We start from the raw sequence: 16,170 nt of genomic DNA on the forward strand, positions 1-16,170 counted from the left end.
CGAGGCCGTGACGTGGCGCTCGATCGCTCCGTTCCTTGCCTCGGGGCCTCAGTCGACCGGCAGCGCGACGAAATGCGCGTCGCCCTGGCCGTTGGCTACGATCAGCAGCGCGGTCTTCTTGCCCGACTCCTTCAGCGCCTTGATCTTCTTGACCGCGTCGGCAGGGTCGTTGACCGGCTCCTGATTGACTTCGAGAAGTATCTCGCCCGGTTGCAGCCGCTTCTCGGCGGCGCTGGAGGAGGGGTCGACCGAGGTGATCAGCACGCCGGTCTTGACCGCGTCCTTGATCTGATAGCGCGCCCGCAGCTCGTCGGTGAGGCGCGAGAGCTCGAGACCCAAAGCGCTCTGCGCCGCCGGCCCGGTCGGCTCGGATTTCTCCTTGCCTTCGTCGCGCGAGGCGACCTTCTCGCCGTCCTCGAGGCGGCCGAGCTTCACCTTTTTCGTCTCTTCCTTGCCGCTGCGCATGATCACGAGTTCGACGTCCTTGCCGACCGGCGTCGCGGCGACGAGCTTCGGCAGATCGCGCGACTCCTTGATCGGCTTGCCGTCGAACCGGACGATGACGTCGCCTGCTTTGATGCCGGCGGGCTTCGACGGTCCCTTGTCGTCGACTCCGGCGACGAGCGCCCCGCGCACCGAGCCGAGGCTGAGCGTCTCGGCGATGGCGTCGTCGACGTTCTGGATGCGCACGCCGAGCCAGCCGCGGCGGGTCTCGCCATATTGCTGGAGCTGCTCGATCACGGGCAGAACGGTGTTGGCGGGCGTCGCGAAGCCGATGCCGACCGAGCCGCCGGACGGCGACAGGATCGCGGTGTTGATGCCGATGACCTCGCCATCCAGGTTGAACAGCGGGCCGCCGGAATTGCCCTTGTTAATCGAGGCGTCGGTCTGGATGTAATTGTCGTAGGGGCCGCTGTCGATGTTGCGGTTGCGCGCCGAGACGATGCCGGCCGTCACCGAACCGCCGAGCCCGAAGGGATTGCCGACCGCAAGCACCCAGTCGCCGACGCGCGCCTTGTCGCTGTCGCCGAATTTCACCGCCTTGAGCGGCTTCTCGGGCTTCACTTTCAGAACCGCGACGTCGACTTTCTGGTCCTTGCCGAGAACCTCCGCCTTCAGCTTCTGCCCGTCGTTGAAGATGACCGTCACCTCATTGGCGTCGGAGATGACGTGGTTGTTGGTGATGATGACGCCGGACGGATCGATCACGAATCCCGAGCCGAGCGAAGAGGACTTCCGCTGGCGCGGCAGGTCGGGCATGCCCTGGCCCTGGCGGCGGCGAAAGAATTCCTCGAAGAGATCGTCGAAGGGCGCGCCCGGACCCATCCCCGGCGGCAGGCCCGGCATGTCGCCGCCCCCCTTGCGCTTGGTCTCGACCGTCTGAGTCGCGGAGATATTGACGACGGCGTCGGACACCTGGTTGGAGAGATCGGCGAGGGAATCTGGGCCCTTAGCCGACGCCGGACCAGCGAGCCAGAGGGAAGTCGCCGTCGCGAGAGCCATGGCGGCGCGACGAAATGCGGATGTCATGCGGGCTGTCTCCTAGTGGGACGCTGGACCTTTAGCGCGCTTTGCGGTTGCAGGGAAGCGTCCAACCGGCAAGAAGGCGCGCCAATTCAACAATATGGAAGAATTCCGACCAAACCTGCCGTCGGGTGCGGTCCGAATTCCGCGGCGCCTATCGCTTTCGCGGGGGCTCCGGAGTCGCTGGCGCGCTCGTCGCCTCGGCGGGGCTCTCCGGGGCCGAGAAGAAACGGAAGAAGTCGGAACGCGGACTGACCAGGAAGCGCGTTTCGCCCGGCTTGAAAGCCGCCTCATAGGCCTGCATCGAGCGATAAAAGGCGAAGAAGTCCGGGTCCTTGCCAAAGGCTTCGGCGAAAATGCGGTTGCGCGCCGCATCGCCGTCGCCCTTGATCTGGTCGGCCTGTTGCTGGGCTTCCGCCTTGAGCACGATCACGTCGCGGTCGGCCTTGGCCGTGATCTTCTGCGCCTGTTCGGAACCCTGCGCGCGATATTCCGCCGCTTCGCGCTGACGCTCGGTCTGCATGCGGCCATAGACCTTCTCAGAGATTTGCTGAGGCAGGTCGACGCGGCGGATGCGGGCGTCGACCACCTGCACGCCGAAGCGCCGCGCTTCCGCGTCGGCCTGCTCCTTGATCCGCGCCATCAAAGCGGCCCGCTCGTCGCGCACGATCTGCTGCTGATTGGCCTCGGAGAGAACGCGTCGCACGGCGGAATTCAGCACCGAACCGAGCTGGTTGTTGGCGCCCAGCACGCTGTTGACGGACTGGTAGAATTTCAACGCGTCGACGATGCGGTAGCGGATGAAGCTGTCGACCTCGAGCCTCTGATTGTCGGCGGCGAGCACTTCCAGATTCGGGCTTTCGACGTCGAGAATGCGATTGTCGAAACTCACGACGTTCTCGATCAGCGGGATCTTGAAGTGCAGGCCGGGCTCGGTGATCAGGCCGCGGCCGGCGACCGGTTCGCCGAAGCGCAGAACCAGCGCTTGCTCGGTCTGCTCGACGGTGAAGAGCGCGCCGCCGACGGCGGCGAGACCGATCAGCGCGAGTATGGCGAAGACGAAGAGAAGGCCGTTTTTCACTTCTGGCCTCCACGGAAAGGCGCGAAAGAGGGCAGGGGCATGAAGGGCGCGACGCTGGCGCCGCCCTTGGCGGGATCGTCGAGAATCACTTTCTCCGCGCCGCCGAGCACCCGCTCCATCGTTTCGATGTAGAGACGCTCGCGAGTCAGCGCCGGGGCGTTCTTGTACTGCTCGTAAATCTTCTCGAAGCGGCCGGCCTGACCCCGCGCCTCGGCGACAGTCTGTTCGCGATAGGCTTCAGCTTCCTGAAGGATGCGGGCCGCGGCTCCGCGAGCCTCCGGCACGACGCGATTGGCGTAGGCTTCCGCCTCATTGCCGAGGCGCTGCAAATCCTGCTGCGCCGCGGTGACGTCGCGGAACGCGGCGATGACCTGCTGGGGCGGATCGACCGAGAGCAGCAGCACCTGCAGCACCAGCACGCCGCTGTGATAATCGTCGAGCACCTTCTGCATCAGCGACTGGCAGGCCGGTTCGATCAGCTTGCGGTCGGCGGTGAGGATTTTCTGAATCTGCGACTGGCCGACGATCTCGCGCATCGCGCTTTCGGCCACGGCTTTCACCGTCGTCTGAGGGTTGGCGACGTTGAAGGCGTAATCCTCGGGCTTCGAAGGATCGATCTGCCAGATCACCCGAAACTTGACGTCGGCGATGTTCTCGTCGCCCGTCAGCATCAGGCTTTCCTCCGGCGCCTCGGGGCCCAGACGCGGGCTCTGCGGGCCACGCCGCCGCCCCTCGGCTGGCGCAGCGTCTTCGCGGAAGCCGACGTCGGTGACATTGCGGTCGGTAACGGCGAGCTTGATCACCGAGCCGACAGGGGCGGGCAGATTGTAGTTGAGGCCCGCCTGGGTCTTTCCGCGATATTTGCCGAAGATCAGGTTGAGGCCGATCTCGTTGGGCCCGACCGTGTAGAAGCCCGACAGCAGCCAGGCGAGCAGGGTGAGGAGGACGAGGATCGCGATTCCGCTGCCGCCAAAGCCCGACGGCAGCAATTGCTTGAGCCCTTCCTGGCTGCGGCGAAGGATTTCCTCAAGGTCTGGCGGCTGGCCGCCGCCGGAGCCTTGCCCCCACGGCCCGCCAGGCTGTCCCCATGGATCATTGTTTTGATTGCGCGGCCCGCCGTGATCGCTCCAGGGCATTTCGTCTCGCGAGAAAAGAGGAATGTGGCCTCAGGCGCGGCTTCGCCACGCCTCCGATGTTATAGGCATTCGGCGCGGTGGCGGCAATGACGGGCGACCTACATGCAACAGGGTGGAGGGTCGATCGATGATTCGCGACTACGTCAATATCGCCGCTAATGAACGGACTTTTCTGGCTTGGATTCGGACCGGCGTCGCCGTCATCGCGCTGGGATTCGTCATCGAACGGTTCAATCTGTTCCTGCTCGCCATGGCCGGAGAGGCCGGAGAGTCGGCCCTGTTCAGGCTGCACCGCCTCGCGAGCCCGACCGGCCGCTACGGCGGCATGGCGCTGGTCGGCGCCGGCGTCGTGCTGATCATGGTGGCGACGATCCGCTTTCTCCACACGGCCCGTCTGCTCGAGGACGATGGCGCGCATACGCCGGGGGCGACGCGCGTCACGCTCATCGCGCTGTCGGCGCTGGTGCTCGGCGTCGCGGGGTTCAGCGCCTATCTCGCGGTCGGCTGATCAGCCGAACCAGACGAAGGCGAAGGAAATGAGCAGCGCCAGGGCGAAACCGATCAGGGCGTTGATCAGAAAGCTGTTTCCAAATTCGTTCACGGCCAGACCTTCCTCCCCGCGACGGCGAGGGGGCTGGCGGAGACGGTGGGATTCGAACCCACGATAGGGTTTCCCCTATAACGATTTAGCAAACCGTCGCCTTCAGCCTCTCGGCCACGTCTCCATCCGCGCGACGCGCGGTCAGCGACATATGCCAAAGCGCCATTCTCTTGGCAAGCAGCGGCCGCCGCGCCGGCAAAATTCTTCGCTACGACACTGTCAAAGCAGTCATCGCCCTCCTGTGACTGGCGAGCTACACGATTTCGGCTCGTGCAGGCTAGGAATAAATTGTCAAGCTAACGCTCGTTAACCAAATTAATACTTAAGCTTAGCTGTAATCCCGTGACTTTTACGCAACAGCACAATCCCAATGTGTGGTTAAGCTTACGCCTGATCGATGGATTCCGTTGACTGTGCAGGGGGCGTGCTGATGGATAGGGCCATGGCTGAGCGGGGAAAGAATCGTTTCTCCGGCCAGGCCTGGCCAAGAAGTTGGGAGCGTGCGCTTGGGCGCGGTTCCAACAATATTTGTTCAAAGAGGCTGGAATGAAGAAAATCGCTCTTTCCGTCGCCGCGCTCGCGCTGTCCGCTGGGGCCGCGCTTGCCGCCGATCTTCCCTACCGCAAGGGCCCGCCGGTCCTGCCGCCGCCGCCGCCGCCGCCGCCCATGTGGACCGGCTTCTACGTCGGTCTGAACGCTGGCGGCACCTGGGCCAACAGCAACCAGCAGGTCGTGGCCGTCGGCCCGGTCGGCGCCGGTCCGTTCTGGTCGCCCGGCATCCTGAACCTCGAGCAGGCCAACTATCTCGGCGCCTTCACCCTGGCGGCCTCCGGCTCCGGCTTCAACTCCGGCAACAACGGCGGCTTCATCGGCGGCGGCCAGATCGGCTACAACTGGCAGTTCTACAACAGCTTCGTTGTGGGCCTCGAGGCCGACATCCAGGGCATCGCCGGCACCAACGCCTCGCGCACCTTCGCGACCGGCGCCGCGGTTCCTGGCGTGGTCGGCACGGCCCTCGGCGACAGCTTCGCGGGCATTCACTCGGTGCGCGGCAGCCTCGACTATCTGGGCACGGTGCGCGGCCGCCTCGGCTGGCTGTTCACGCCCACCCTGCTGGTCTACGGCACGGGCGGTCTCGCTTACGGCGGCGTGACGCTGAACTATGCGTCGTCGGTCGTTCCGGGCGGCATCACCGGCCTGTTCATGGGCCCGAGCTTCGGCGGCGTGAACTTCTCCAATACGCAGGTCGGCTGGACGGCCGGCGGCGGTCTCGAGTGGATGTTCTGGCCGAACTGGTCCGCCAAGGTCGAGTATCTGTATTATGACCTCGGCACCGTGCGCCAGAACTTCGCGCTGGGCTCGACCGACAGCACGCTGCAGGCTCTCGGCTTCGCCGTTCCCGCCGACTCGGCGATCTTCGGCGGCCAGGTTCGCGCCCGCATCAACGGCAATATCGTTCGCGCCGGCGTGAACTATCACTTCAACTGGGGCGCTCCCGCTCCGGTCGTCGCGAAGTATTGATCTAACCTTTCACTTCAAGGCAAGCACAGGAGCCCGGCCGCAAGGCCGGGCTCTTTTTTTGTGTCCTTCGCGCCACAGTCGACCGAAAAGCGGCGGCGGTAAATGGCAAAGGTCAAGATAGTCTTTGACTGAAACGGCCAAGGTCGAGCAAAAAGAGGGGGAGGCGCACGGAGCGATTGTCGCGACTGGGCCGAGGCTACTTCAGAGCGCGGCGCGATTGGTTGCGTCGTCTAGCCGACGAAGAGGATGAAATGAAAAAGATTGCGCTTTCTTTTGCCGCTTTGGCGCTGACGGCGGGCTCCGCCCTCGCCGCTGATCTTCCTTCGCGCAAGGGCCCGCCGGTCCTTCCTCCGCCGCCCCCGCCGCCCCCGCTGTGGACCGGCTTCTACGTCGGTCTGAACGCTGGCGGCACCTGGGCCAATAGCAACGGCCAGTATCTGGCGGTGGCCCCGGTCGGCGCGGATGCGACATGGGGGAACGCCGGCGCCCAGCAGAGCCAGTATCTGGCCGCTTTCTCCTCCGCGGCCTCCGCCTCGGTCGTCAACTCCGGCGCCAACGGCGGCTTCATCGGCGGTGGTCAGATCGGCTACAACTGGCAGTTCTACAACAGCTTCGTTGTGGGTCTCGAAGCCGACATCCAGGGCCTCGCCGGCAACAGCGGAGCCCGCTCGGTGACCAACGCCGTTTCGGTTGGCTCCTTCTTGCAGCGGCGCACCGACGACGGCTTCGCCTCGATCACCAGCGGGCGCGCCAGCCTCGATTACCTCGGCACGGTCCGCGGTCGCCTCGGTTGGCTCTTTACGCCGACCCTGCTTGTCTACGGCACGGGCGGTCTCGCCTATGGCGGCGTCAATCTCAACACGGCCACGACCGTTTCGGCAATTGGCTCCAGCCCTTGGGCCGTGGCTCAGCCGGTTTCGTTCGGGGGCGTGAACTTCTCGAATACGCAGGTCGGCTGGGCGGCTGGCGGCGGCCTCGAGTGGCTGTTCTGGCCGAACTGGTCCGCGAAGGTCGAATATCTTTATTACGATCTCGGCACGGTGACGCAGAACTTCGCCATCGCGACGTCGGATCCGGCCACCGGCGGCAGCGCCGTCTTCGGCGGCCAGGTTCGTGGCCGCATCAACGGCAATATCGTCCGCGCCGGCCTGAACTATCACTTCAACTGGGGCGCCCCGGCCCCGGTCGTCGCGAAATACTGATCGACCTCGATCTCGACGATAGAAAGCCTGGCTGTGAAGCCAGGCTTTTTGCATTCCGGACCGCTGGCGCGATTGACTCGGCGGAGGGGCAGGGGAAACGCCCGAGCTTTGACAGCTCGTGTCTTTCGCGGTCCAGTCGGTTGTGCGTCGGCTCGGAGGGGACTAGCGTGAGCGAGAGTATTCCTGACGATGGAAAGTTCCGTGCACCGCGATGATTTTTTCGACCTGATCGATCGCCTCGCCGCTGCGGACCGGATCGAGGCTGCGTCCGAGATCATCCGAGATTTTACCGGAGCGTGGGGCTTGCATAACGTGGCCTATGCTGCGCTCAACCTGCCGGCTCCTGGCGCGCCGCGTCCGCTGTTGTCGGTGACCTATTCGGCGGAGTGGCAGAAACACTATGCCCAGAGCGGCTATGTCGACCTCGACCCGATCGTCCGCTCCGGACTGGGCGGGATCCTGCCGATCGACTGGGCGCAGATCGACCGCAGCGACCCGATCATCCGCAAATTCTTCGGCGAGGCCCAGGAACTCGATGTCGGCGCGAATGGCCTCTCCATTCCGGTGCGTGGCCGCCTGGGCGAATTTGCGCTTTTTTCCGTCACCAGCAACGAACCGGATCCCGAATGGCGCGCCATGAAGGACGAATTAATGCGGGACCTGATGATTCTCGCATTCAATTTCCACGCGGCGACCTTGCGCGCGTGCGGCGTCGCGGATGAGACAGGCGTCCATCTTCCCCCCCGCGAGGCCAGTTGCCTGCGATGGAAAGCGCTGGGCAAGACGGACGACGACATCGGTCGGATTCTCGGAATCAGCTCGCACACTGTCCGATTCCACCTGGAATCCGCGCGTTCGAGGTTGAACACCGCCAATACGACGCACACGGTCGCCAAGGCTCTCGCGCTCGGCTTGATCAACATGTCCTACGAGCCGACGCATCTCTTCCCCAAAAAACGCCAGTAACCTCCTATTTTTGGGAGGTCGAATTGCCTCCCGCAAGGGCACACCTCCCATTTTCGGGAGGTGATAACCCACTGACATTGCTTCAATTTCTCATAATCGTAAAGCTTACGATGAGGGGATTAAGCAATGATTAAAATGATACCGGGCGAATGGCGCGACCGCTATCCGAGGCTCATCGACGAAATGCACCGGCTGCGCCGCAGCGTATTCCACGAGCGGTTGAAATGGCAGGTGAGCGTCATCAACCGGTGGGAGATCGACGGCTATGACGCGCTCGATCCGCTCTATGTCCTGTCGCTCGACGAACAGGAGCATGTGATTGGCGGACTTCGGCTGCTGCCGACCACTGGCTTCAACATGCTCAACGACACGTTTCCGGAGCTTTTGCCGGACGGCGCGCGAATCGCGAGCCCGCTGATCTGGGAATCGAGCCGTTTCACGGTGCGCATGACGGGCGACACGCGGGTGGATGTCCCGACGATCAGCCGCGCCACGGCCGAACTGGGGCTGGCGCTCAACGAAATCGGCAAGGCCGCGTCGCTTTCGCATATCGTCACGGTTTATGACCGCGTCATGCACCGGATGCTGATGCGTTGCGGTTGCGCGGGCGATCCGCTCGGTCCGCCGCAGATGATCGGCGGCGTCGAAACCTATGCCGTTCTTTATGAAGTTGGCCCTGGGTGGGACGCGCGCGTGCGCAACCTCGCCGGAGTAGCGAATGTCGCGCTGGAGCCGGACGCCATCGGCGCGATGCGGGCGCGGCTGCTGGCCTCGTGACACCGACACAATCGCAGCAAGAAACAAAGGAAAGGGCAGATCATGATCCGAGTTGTGACCTACAGAAACTTCCCAATGCTCGACCTGCAAATAGAAGAAGCGTATCGGCGCCGCCGAGACGCAAGGTCAGTGGCCGTCGTCGCGGACATTGAAGACGTCGCCATTGTCTCGCTTCGCAACCGCAAGGCGCGCGCAAAATTGAGCCGCGATTGGTTGCGCAGGCTGGTCTGGGACGTCGAGGCGCTTGCCAAGGCGCCGAACAGGACTCGCCCTCGACGGGATCCGTGCTGTCTATCGCGAACGCGACGCAGACCCGCGAGACACGTCGAGGAGGGCTAAGTCGCCAAAAAACATCCTTGCCGGGCGCGCGTCGTCGCGCCCGGCGCATGTTCTTAGTTGACGTAGGCCGTGATCGCGAAAGTGACGGCGGCGGCGGCGGCGAGTATCGAGACAATGGCGGTGAACGAGCTCATGACTTTTCCCTCTGCCTCTAGCGGCGACGCCGTCACCGGCTCTTTCCGGGCGATTAACGGCGGCGCGACATATTAACGCACCCTGTTTGGGGGAGGCGCAAGCGGGAAAAGTTGTGCGGCGCACGATAGTCGTCCGCGTCGCATCCCGCCGTGCTGAGATAAGCCCTATCGATTCCCGCGCAAAAGGGACCCCCGCATCGCAGCGACGATCCCAGCCAGGGTCAGGCCTCAGGCAATCGCCTGCAGCCGTTCGCGTAAATCGCCAATTTCCCTTTCCGCCGTGACTTGCTTGGTCACGTCATACTGGACGCCGAGAAAGTAAATCAGCGCTCCCTGCTCGTCGAACAGCGGCGTGATGTTGAGTTTGTTGTAGAACAACTCGCCGCTCTTGCGATAATTGCGCAGAATGACCTCGACCGGCTGGCGGTTGCGAATCGCTTCGCGCAGACGCTGCAGGCCTTCCTGGTCTCGATCCTCGCCCTGCAGGAACCGACAGTTCCGGCCGAGAATTTCATTTGGCGCGTAGCCGGTGATCTCCTGAAACGGCTTGTTGGCGTAGACGATCGGGGCGTCCTCGAGATCGGGGTCGGTCAGCGTGACGCCATTGACGCAGGTGTCGAAGATGGTCGTCAGGATTTCGGGAATAAGCTCCGATTCCTTGCGGACCGAGAAAATCTGGGCCTTGTCTTGCGCTTTGGCCCGCGCCCAGACGCGATAGGCGGAGGGCGCCATGCCGGCGTAGCGACGGAAGGCGCGGCGAAAGCTCGCCTCGTCGATAAACCCCGCGCTGGCCGCCAATTCTTTCACCGGCTTGGCGCTGGTCTCGAGCAGCGTGCGCGCTGTTTCGACGCGAACGCGATCGATGAAGCTCTTCGGCGATTCGCCACAGGCGAGCTTGAGCCTGCGATGCAGGGTGCGTTCGGAGGTGGAAAGCGCGCGCGCCAGACCCTGAGCGTTGAAGTCCGCGTCCGCCTGCCGGACGATCCGCTCCGCCTCCGCCAAAAAGGCGTCCGCGCTTCCGGAAACCGCGGCAGGGCCATAGGCGCCGCCGTGGCCGCCCTTGGCGGGCGTCGTGTCGCCGAGCGTGAAATCGGCGGCGATGCGCCCCGCCTCCGCGCCGCAGAGCGCCTTGAGGGCGTAGAGGCCGACGTCGATCCAGGACATCGGCCCGGCCGCAGTGACGACGCGACGGTCGTCGATCAATCGCGCGCCCCAGGCCAGGTCGGCGCGGGGGTAGCGTTTCTTGAGGTCCTCATTGTGCCACCAGCTGGTCGTGCAACGGCGTCCGTCGAGCAGGCCCGCTTCGCCGAGGAGGAACACGCCGGAGCCGCATCCGCCGACCAGCGCGCCGCGGGAATGATGTCGGCGAAGCCACGCCGCCGCGCCGGCCAAGGGCGCCATGTCCGGTACCTCGCCTTCCGGGCCCGGCGCGAAACTTGGAATAATAATGGCGTCGCAGACGGCGATTTCCTCGAAAGAGGTCTCCACCTCGTGACGCGCTCCCGCGCCGTCCTGAATCGGGCGGCCCCCGACGCCGGCGGTCACCGTGCAAAAATCGGCGCCCGGGGAATCGTCCGGCAAAGCGGCGCTAATCCTGCGCTGGGCCAGCGAAAACAAGTCGGATAGGCCTATGAAAGCGGAGCCGAGACAGCCGTCCAGGCCCGCAATGACGATCTTGAGCATGCCATCCCACCGATTTTGTTTTTGGCGAATTATGGACTGGATTTGGCTATTTCGCCATCCTGACCTAGGATGTCGCCAACCTCATGTTGAGTATGGCGAGGGCGTCCGTCCTCCGTCATGATGCTGTTATACGGGCTGCTTCGACCCCGCGGAGTCGGCGGGGCGCGCCCAGGGAGGTGCAAATGAAGGCGAATTGGAAGAAATATTTGCCTTGGGTCGTCTTCGTCGCCGTCGCGGTGGTTCTGTTTGCGATGTTCCAGCATCAGCAGTCCCGCACGCCAGCGCGCGAAATCACCTTCAGCGAGCTGCTGGTGCAGATCGATGAAGGCCGCGTGCATGACGTCACGATCGCGGGCAATGAAATCACCGGACACTTCAACGACAACCGCTCGTTCACGACCTATGCGCCCAACGATCCGTCGCTGGTGCAGAAGCTCGAGGCGAAGAAGGTGCAGATCAGCGCGCGGCCGGGCGGCGAGAATCCGGGCTGGCTGTCGACTCTGCTCGTGAACGGTCTGCCGCTGCTGCTGTTCATCGGCGTCTGGATCTATATGGCGCGTCAAATGCAGGGCGGGGCCGGCGGCCGCGCCATGGGCTTTGGCAAGTCGAAGGCGAAGCTTCTCACCGAAATGGCGGGGAAGGTCACCTTCGAGGACGTTGCGGGGGTTGACGAGGCGAAGGAGGATTTGCAGGAGATCGTGGAGTTTTTGCGCGATCCGGGCAAGTTCCAGCGTTTGGGCGGTCGGATTCCGCGCGGCGTGCTGCTGGTCGGCCCGCCCGGCACGGGTAAGACGCTGCTGGCGCGCGCCATCGCCGGCGAAGCGGGCGTGCCGTTCTTCTCGATCTCGGGTTCGGACTTCGTGGAAATGTTCGTGGGCGTCGGCGCGAGCCGCGTGCGCGACATGTTCGACCAGGCCAAGAAGAACGCGCCCTGCATCATCTTCGTCGACGAGATCGACGCGGTGGGCCGTCACCGCGGCGCCGGTCTCGGCGGCGGCAACGACGAGCGCGAGCAGACCTTGAACCAGCTGCTCGTCGAGATGGACGGCTTCGAGGCGAATGAAGGCATCATCCTCATCGCCGCGACCAACCGTCCGGACGTGCTCGATCCGGCGCTGATGCGGCCGGGCCGCTTCGACCGCCAGATCCAGGTGCCGAACCCGGACTTCATCGGCCGCGAGAAGATCCTGAAGGTGCACGCCCGCAAGGTGCCGCTGGCGCCGGACGTGGACTTGAAGGTCGTGGCGCGCGGCACGCCGGGCTTCTCGGGCGCGGATCTGATGAACCTCGTCAACGAGGCGGCGCTGCTGGCGGCGCGGCGCTCGAAGCGGATCGTGACGAACCAGGAGTTCGAGGACGCCCGCGACAAGATCATGATGGGCGCGGAACGCCGCACGCTCAGCATGACCGAGGAGGAGAAGAAGCTCACGGCCTATCACGAGGGCGGGCACGCGCTGGTGCAGCTCACCGTGCCGGGGGCGATGCCGATCCACAAGGCGACGATCATCCCGCGCGGCCGCGCGCTGGGCATGGTGCAGGGCCTTCCGGAGCGCGATCAGGTGTCGCAGACCTATGAGCAGCTCACCGCGATGCTGGCGATCGCCATGGGCGGCCGCGTGGCGGAGGAGCTGATCTTCGGCCACGACAAGGTGACGTCTGGGGCGGCCTCCGACATCCAGCAGTGCACGCGGGTGGCGCGGGCGATGATCACGCAGCTTGGCTTCTCGGACAAGCTCGGGACCGTGGCCTACGCCGAACCGCAGCAGGAGCAGTTCCTCGGCTATTCGCTCGGCCGCCAGCAGACCCTCTCGGAGGCGACGCAGCAGACGATCGACGCGGAGGTGCGGCGTCTGGTTCAGGAGGCCTATGACAAGGCCAGGCAAATCCTGACCGAGAAGCGGGCGCAGCTCGACACGCTGGCCAATGGCCTGCTGGAGTTCGAGACCCTGACCGGCGAGGAGATGCGCGGGCTGCTGCAGGGCAAGCGCCCCGTGCGCGAGGACACCAGCGCCACGACCCCGCAGCCGCCGCGCGGCTCCGCGGTGCCGACCACCGGACACAAGCCAGAGCCCGATGTCGGCGACGGGGTCGCGCCCCAGCCCGTCTAAAGCGGCGCGCCGCTAACCGAAAAGGCCCGGTTCACGCCGGGCCTTTTTTATTTGCATTCAACTGTCTCACCCCCGAGCCCGGGTTGATGTTGCGTCGCAAAATCAATCGATTGCGGCGGCCAGGGCATGGCGGTTTTTGGCATAAGATTGGCGACAAAGTCACTGTTGTCCTGCACAGCAGAAAGCAAGATGAGCCAGCTTCGAGGGAATAGCCTCGAGAGCTTCCAATAGGAGGAATTTGGAACATGGCTTCGACGACGAGCGCAGCTGCTGGCGCAGCTGCTGAGGTACAAATAGTCGATCTTCGCGGAATGTGGATCGGCCTTGCGGTCCTCAACATCTTCTATCTGATCGTGCGCATTTACGAGCAGGTCTACGGCTGGCGCGCTGGCCTGGATTCGTTCGCGCCGGAGTTCCAGACCTACTGGATGTCGATCCTTTGGACCGAGATCCCGCTGGAGCTGGTCTCTGGTCTGGGCCTTGCGGGCTATCTCTGGAAGACCCGCGACCGCAACGTCGACGCGGTGACGCCGCGCGAAGAGATGCGCCGCCTGGTGGTTCTGGTTCAGTGGCTTGTCGTTTACGGCATCGCCATTTACTGGGGCGCGTCGTTCTTCACGGAGCAGGACGGCACCTGGCACATGACGGTGATTCGCGACACGGACTTCACGCCGTCGCACATCATCGAGTTCTACATGAGCTATCCGATCTATTCGGTGATCGCGGTTGGCGCGTTCTTCTATGCGAAGACCCGCATTCCGTATTTTGCTCATGGCTACTCGCTGGCGTTCCTGATCGTCGCCATCGGCCCGTTCATGATCATCCCGAACGTTGGCCTGAACGAGTGGGGCCACACCTTCTGGTTCATGGAAGAGCTGTTCGTCGCTCCGCTGCACTGGGGCTTCGTGTTCTTCGGCTGGATGGCTCTCGGCGTCTTCGGCGTCGTGCTGCAGATCCTGATGCGCGTTCATGCGCTGCTCGGCAAGGAAGGCGTCGCCCTTCTGACCGAGTAATCGGACAAGCAATCCGCTCGCGTCTTCGGGCGCGGGCGGTCCCCAAAGAGAGTGGGAGGCAAACAGATGATCGCAACTATTCTGATCGTTGCGTCCTTATTTTCGCCCCTTGCCTTTTGGTTGGCTGCGCCGCGCCGGGTCCCCGTCCCGGTGAAGCAGCGCACGAGGGCGCGAGACAGAAGCTTCTAAAGACACGCCCGGACTCCCAGCCGGACTGTCCTACCCGCCGATGCCGCAGATGCGGCGCCGCGCGGGTAAGCTTTTTCAAGCGTCGCGCTTTCGCTCTTCTGATTGCAATTTCCCTCCAGGCGACTAGATCGTTTCTTTAGCGCGCGAGCCCATGATCGAGCGCCTATCCGGAGAGCTTCCATGAATGATCTTCTCGTCATCGCCTTTTCCTCGGAGCAAAAGGCCGAGGAAGTGCGGCAGAAACTGTTTCAGATGCAGAAGGAATATTTGATCGAACTGGGCGACGCGGTGGTCGCGGTCAAAGACCCCGAGGGTCACATCAAGCTCAATCAGCTCTTCAATACGACCGCCATCGGCGGCGTCTCCGGCATGTTCTGGGGCGCTTTGATCGGCCTGATCTTCATGATGCCGCTCGCAGGCGCGGCGCTGGGCGCGGCCTCGGGGGCCGTCTCCGGTGCGCTGACAGATTTCGGCATCGACGACAAATTCATGAAGGACGTCGCCGAAGCCGTGCCGCCGGGCGGCGCCGCGCTCTTCGTGCTCGTGCGCAAGATGACGACAGACAAGGTGCTCGAAGGCCTGCGCGGCGTCGGCGGCACGGTTCTGCGCACCTCCTTCGACAAATCCAAGGACGAAGCCATTCGCGCGGCGCTCGCGGCCCAAACGCCGACGAGCTGAGTTTAAAAAAAAGCGCGCCGAATCCAAAGGCGACTCGGCGCGCTATTGTTTCTTGATCGCTTAGACCGTTTCTTGTTCGTTCAATTCACGCCGATGCGTGTGGAAGGTCATATAGAGGCTCACGCCGATGAAGATCACGCCGAGCAGCGCGACAATGATGAAAAGCGACGAGCGTTGCACGATGGCGATCGCGGGCACAAAGAGCGCCAGGATCAGGCCCACGACGCAGATTTGCCACGCCTCCGCGTGCACGCCGGCGACGAAGGTGCCGAGCGCCAGCAGCACCATGAGATTGAGGCCCGTGGCGTTCACATCCACCAGCGCCCGCATGGTCGGCGTGTAGATGAGCCACATGGCGGCGAGGAAGGCCGCCCAATGCAGCACCTGAGTCCAGACGAGCTTCACGCGTTCGGGGCGAGTCGGCGCATGGCGCCAGCCGACGTAGATGCACAAAACGCAATAGACGAGTGTGAGCAATTCCCAGTACATGCCGATCGGCTGGCCCGTGAAGGTGACGAGCCCGATGCCGAACAACGCCATGGACAGCATGATGATGTAGGGAAGATCAATCTTCAGGACGTCGAGAAAAAGCACCTCCGCCGGCTGGGTCTTGATTTCCTCGATGCCTTCTTCGAGCGCGGTCACCCAGGACGACTCCTGATGCGGCTTTTCCGCGTGCGGGTCGGTCGGTTCGCCGGCCGTATCGGGGGGGTTGGACATCGTTGAGATCCTCGGAAGCTTTGTTTGCGGAATGGAAGCCGTTTGAAGCCCGGGGAGGATAGTGCGCGCCCCCGAAGTCGGCAACCGCCGGAGTCTGTCCGCTTTTCCGGCTTGGCGAGGGCGCCCCTCTAGAGCTAGCGCCGCTGTCAGTCGTTCAATCGCGAGGACATGATGAAGATAACGCTGCTTCTCGCCGCCGGCGTTTTGATGGTCGGCTTTGGAGTCTGGTCGCTTTACGTCGGCAGCCGGTATCAGGCTCTTTGCGAGCTCTCCTACTGGTCGGCGAGCTCAGCCGAACTGAAGCATTGCGATGACAGGGCCGGGGAGCTCAGTGGAAGGTGACGCGCCAAGCGCGCTCAGCTGACGAAAAATACGGCGGCGCCGGCGATGGCTGCGAAGAGCACCGAGGCGATGACGGCGTTGGCGATGGCGGGGCGAATGATCATGCGCGGGGAGAATGGTGAGGCGCCCCAGCCCTTTCAACCCGACAAATCCGCG

Annotated in this window: 14 protein-coding genes and 1 tRNA gene; 9 read left to right on the forward strand and 6 right to left on the reverse strand. The window is 63.8% G+C overall.

Annotated features, from left to right (window positions below):
- Nucleotides 1-48: 48 nt before the first annotated feature.
- The 3 genes from RVU70_RS15320 to hflK form a co-directional block, all read right to left on the reverse strand.
- Entirely contained in the window at nucleotides 49-1,530 is a 1,482-nt protein-coding gene (locus tag RVU70_RS15320) for a DegQ family serine endoprotease (protein ID WP_405044813.1), read from the reverse strand.
- Between the two features lie 148 nt (nucleotides 1,531-1,678).
- Nucleotides 1,679-2,605: a protease modulator HflC gene (gene hflC, locus RVU70_RS15325; RefSeq protein ID WP_363347798.1), complete on the reverse strand. Its 927-nt coding sequence runs from the start codon at nucleotides 2,603-2,605 to the stop codon at nucleotides 1,679-1,681.
- A complete protein-coding gene (gene hflK / locus RVU70_RS15330; RefSeq protein ID WP_363347800.1) occupies nucleotides 2,602-3,741 on the reverse strand; it encodes an FtsH protease activity modulator HflK in 1,140 nt (379 codons plus the stop codon). The genes hflC and hflK overlap by 4 nt, the downstream gene beginning before the upstream one ends.
- Before the next feature lie 127 nt (nucleotides 3,742-3,868).
- Between hflK and RVU70_RS15335 the strand changes: the two genes are divergently transcribed.
- The gene (locus RVU70_RS15335; protein ID WP_363347802.1) at nucleotides 3,869-4,249 is read left to right on the forward strand and encodes a DUF202 domain-containing protein; all 381 of its coding nucleotides are present in this window, start codon (nucleotides 3,869-3,871) and stop codon (nucleotides 4,247-4,249) included.
- A gap of 127 nt (nucleotides 4,250-4,376) precedes the next feature.
- Here RVU70_RS15335 and RVU70_RS15340 read toward each other — a convergent pair.
- Nucleotides 4,377-4,466 (reverse strand) — tRNA-Ser (locus RVU70_RS15340).
- A 422-nt stretch (nucleotides 4,467-4,888) separates the two neighbouring features.
- Here RVU70_RS15340 and RVU70_RS15345 point away from each other — a divergent pair.
- The 4 genes from RVU70_RS15345 (at nucleotide 4,889) to RVU70_RS15360 (ending at nucleotide 8,808) form a co-directional block, all read left to right on the forward strand.
- The gene (locus RVU70_RS15345; protein ID WP_363347804.1) at nucleotides 4,889-5,863 is read left to right on the forward strand and encodes an outer membrane beta-barrel protein; all 975 of its coding nucleotides are present in this window, start codon (nucleotides 4,889-4,891) and stop codon (nucleotides 5,861-5,863) included.
- Between the two features lie 251 nt (nucleotides 5,864-6,114).
- The gene (locus RVU70_RS15350; RefSeq protein ID WP_363347806.1) at nucleotides 6,115-7,065 is read left to right on the forward strand and encodes an outer membrane beta-barrel protein; all 951 of its coding nucleotides are present in this window, start codon (nucleotides 6,115-6,117) and stop codon (nucleotides 7,063-7,065) included.
- 201 nt (nucleotides 7,066-7,266) lie between these two features.
- Nucleotides 7,267-8,031 (forward strand): autoinducer binding domain-containing protein, encoded by a 765-nt coding sequence (locus RVU70_RS15355; protein WP_363347808.1) that lies wholly within the window; start codon nucleotides 7,267-7,269, stop codon nucleotides 8,029-8,031.
- Between the two features lie 126 nt (nucleotides 8,032-8,157).
- Nucleotides 8,158-8,808 carry an acyl-homoserine-lactone synthase gene (locus RVU70_RS15360; protein ID WP_363347810.1) on the forward strand — a complete coding sequence of 217 codons (651 nt, stop codon included), beginning with the start codon at nucleotides 8,158-8,160 and terminating at the stop codon, nucleotides 8,806-8,808.
- Between the two features lie 701 nt (nucleotides 8,809-9,509).
- Here the strand turns inward: RVU70_RS15360 and RVU70_RS15365 are convergent.
- Nucleotides 9,510-10,964 carry a helix-turn-helix domain-containing protein gene (locus tag RVU70_RS15365; RefSeq protein ID WP_363347812.1) on the reverse strand — a complete coding sequence of 485 codons (1,455 nt, stop codon included), beginning with the start codon at nucleotides 10,962-10,964 and terminating at the stop codon, nucleotides 9,510-9,512.
- A gap of 182 nt (nucleotides 10,965-11,146) precedes the next feature.
- Between RVU70_RS15365 and ftsH the strand changes: the two genes are divergently transcribed.
- The 3 genes from ftsH (at nucleotide 11,147) to RVU70_RS15380 (ending at nucleotide 14,952) form a co-directional block, all read left to right on the forward strand.
- Nucleotides 11,147-13,072, forward strand: a complete 1,926-nt coding sequence (gene ftsH / locus RVU70_RS15370) for an ATP-dependent zinc metalloprotease FtsH (RefSeq protein WP_363347814.1) — start codon at nucleotides 11,147-11,149, stop codon at nucleotides 13,070-13,072.
- A gap of 245 nt (nucleotides 13,073-13,317) precedes the next feature.
- Entirely contained in the window at nucleotides 13,318-14,085 is a 768-nt protein-coding gene (amoC, locus tag RVU70_RS15375) for a bacterial ammonia monooxygenase, subunit AmoC (protein WP_363347817.1), read from the forward strand.
- Nucleotides 14,086-14,454: 369 nt separating this feature from the next.
- A complete protein-coding gene (locus RVU70_RS15380) occupies nucleotides 14,455-14,952 on the forward strand; it encodes a DUF1269 domain-containing protein (protein ID WP_363347819.1) in 498 nt (165 codons plus the stop codon).
- A gap of 60 nt (nucleotides 14,953-15,012) precedes the next feature.
- Here RVU70_RS15380 and RVU70_RS15385 read toward each other — a convergent pair whose 3' ends face one another.
- Entirely contained in the window at nucleotides 15,013-15,672 is a 660-nt protein-coding gene (locus tag RVU70_RS15385; protein ID WP_363347821.1) for a hypothetical protein, read from the reverse strand.
- A gap of 171 nt (nucleotides 15,673-15,843) precedes the next feature.
- On the opposite strand from RVU70_RS15385, the gene RVU70_RS15390 reads away from it, so the two are divergent.
- Entirely contained in the window at nucleotides 15,844-16,014 is a 171-nt protein-coding gene (locus RVU70_RS15390) for a hypothetical protein (protein WP_363347823.1), read from the forward strand.
- Nucleotides 16,015-16,170 lie beyond the last annotated feature (156 nt).

Origin of the sequence: Methylocystis echinoides (assembly GCF_040687965.1) — a bacterium.
Taxonomy (GTDB): domain Bacteria; phylum Pseudomonadota; class Alphaproteobacteria; order Rhizobiales; family Beijerinckiaceae; genus Methylocystis; species Methylocystis echinoides_A.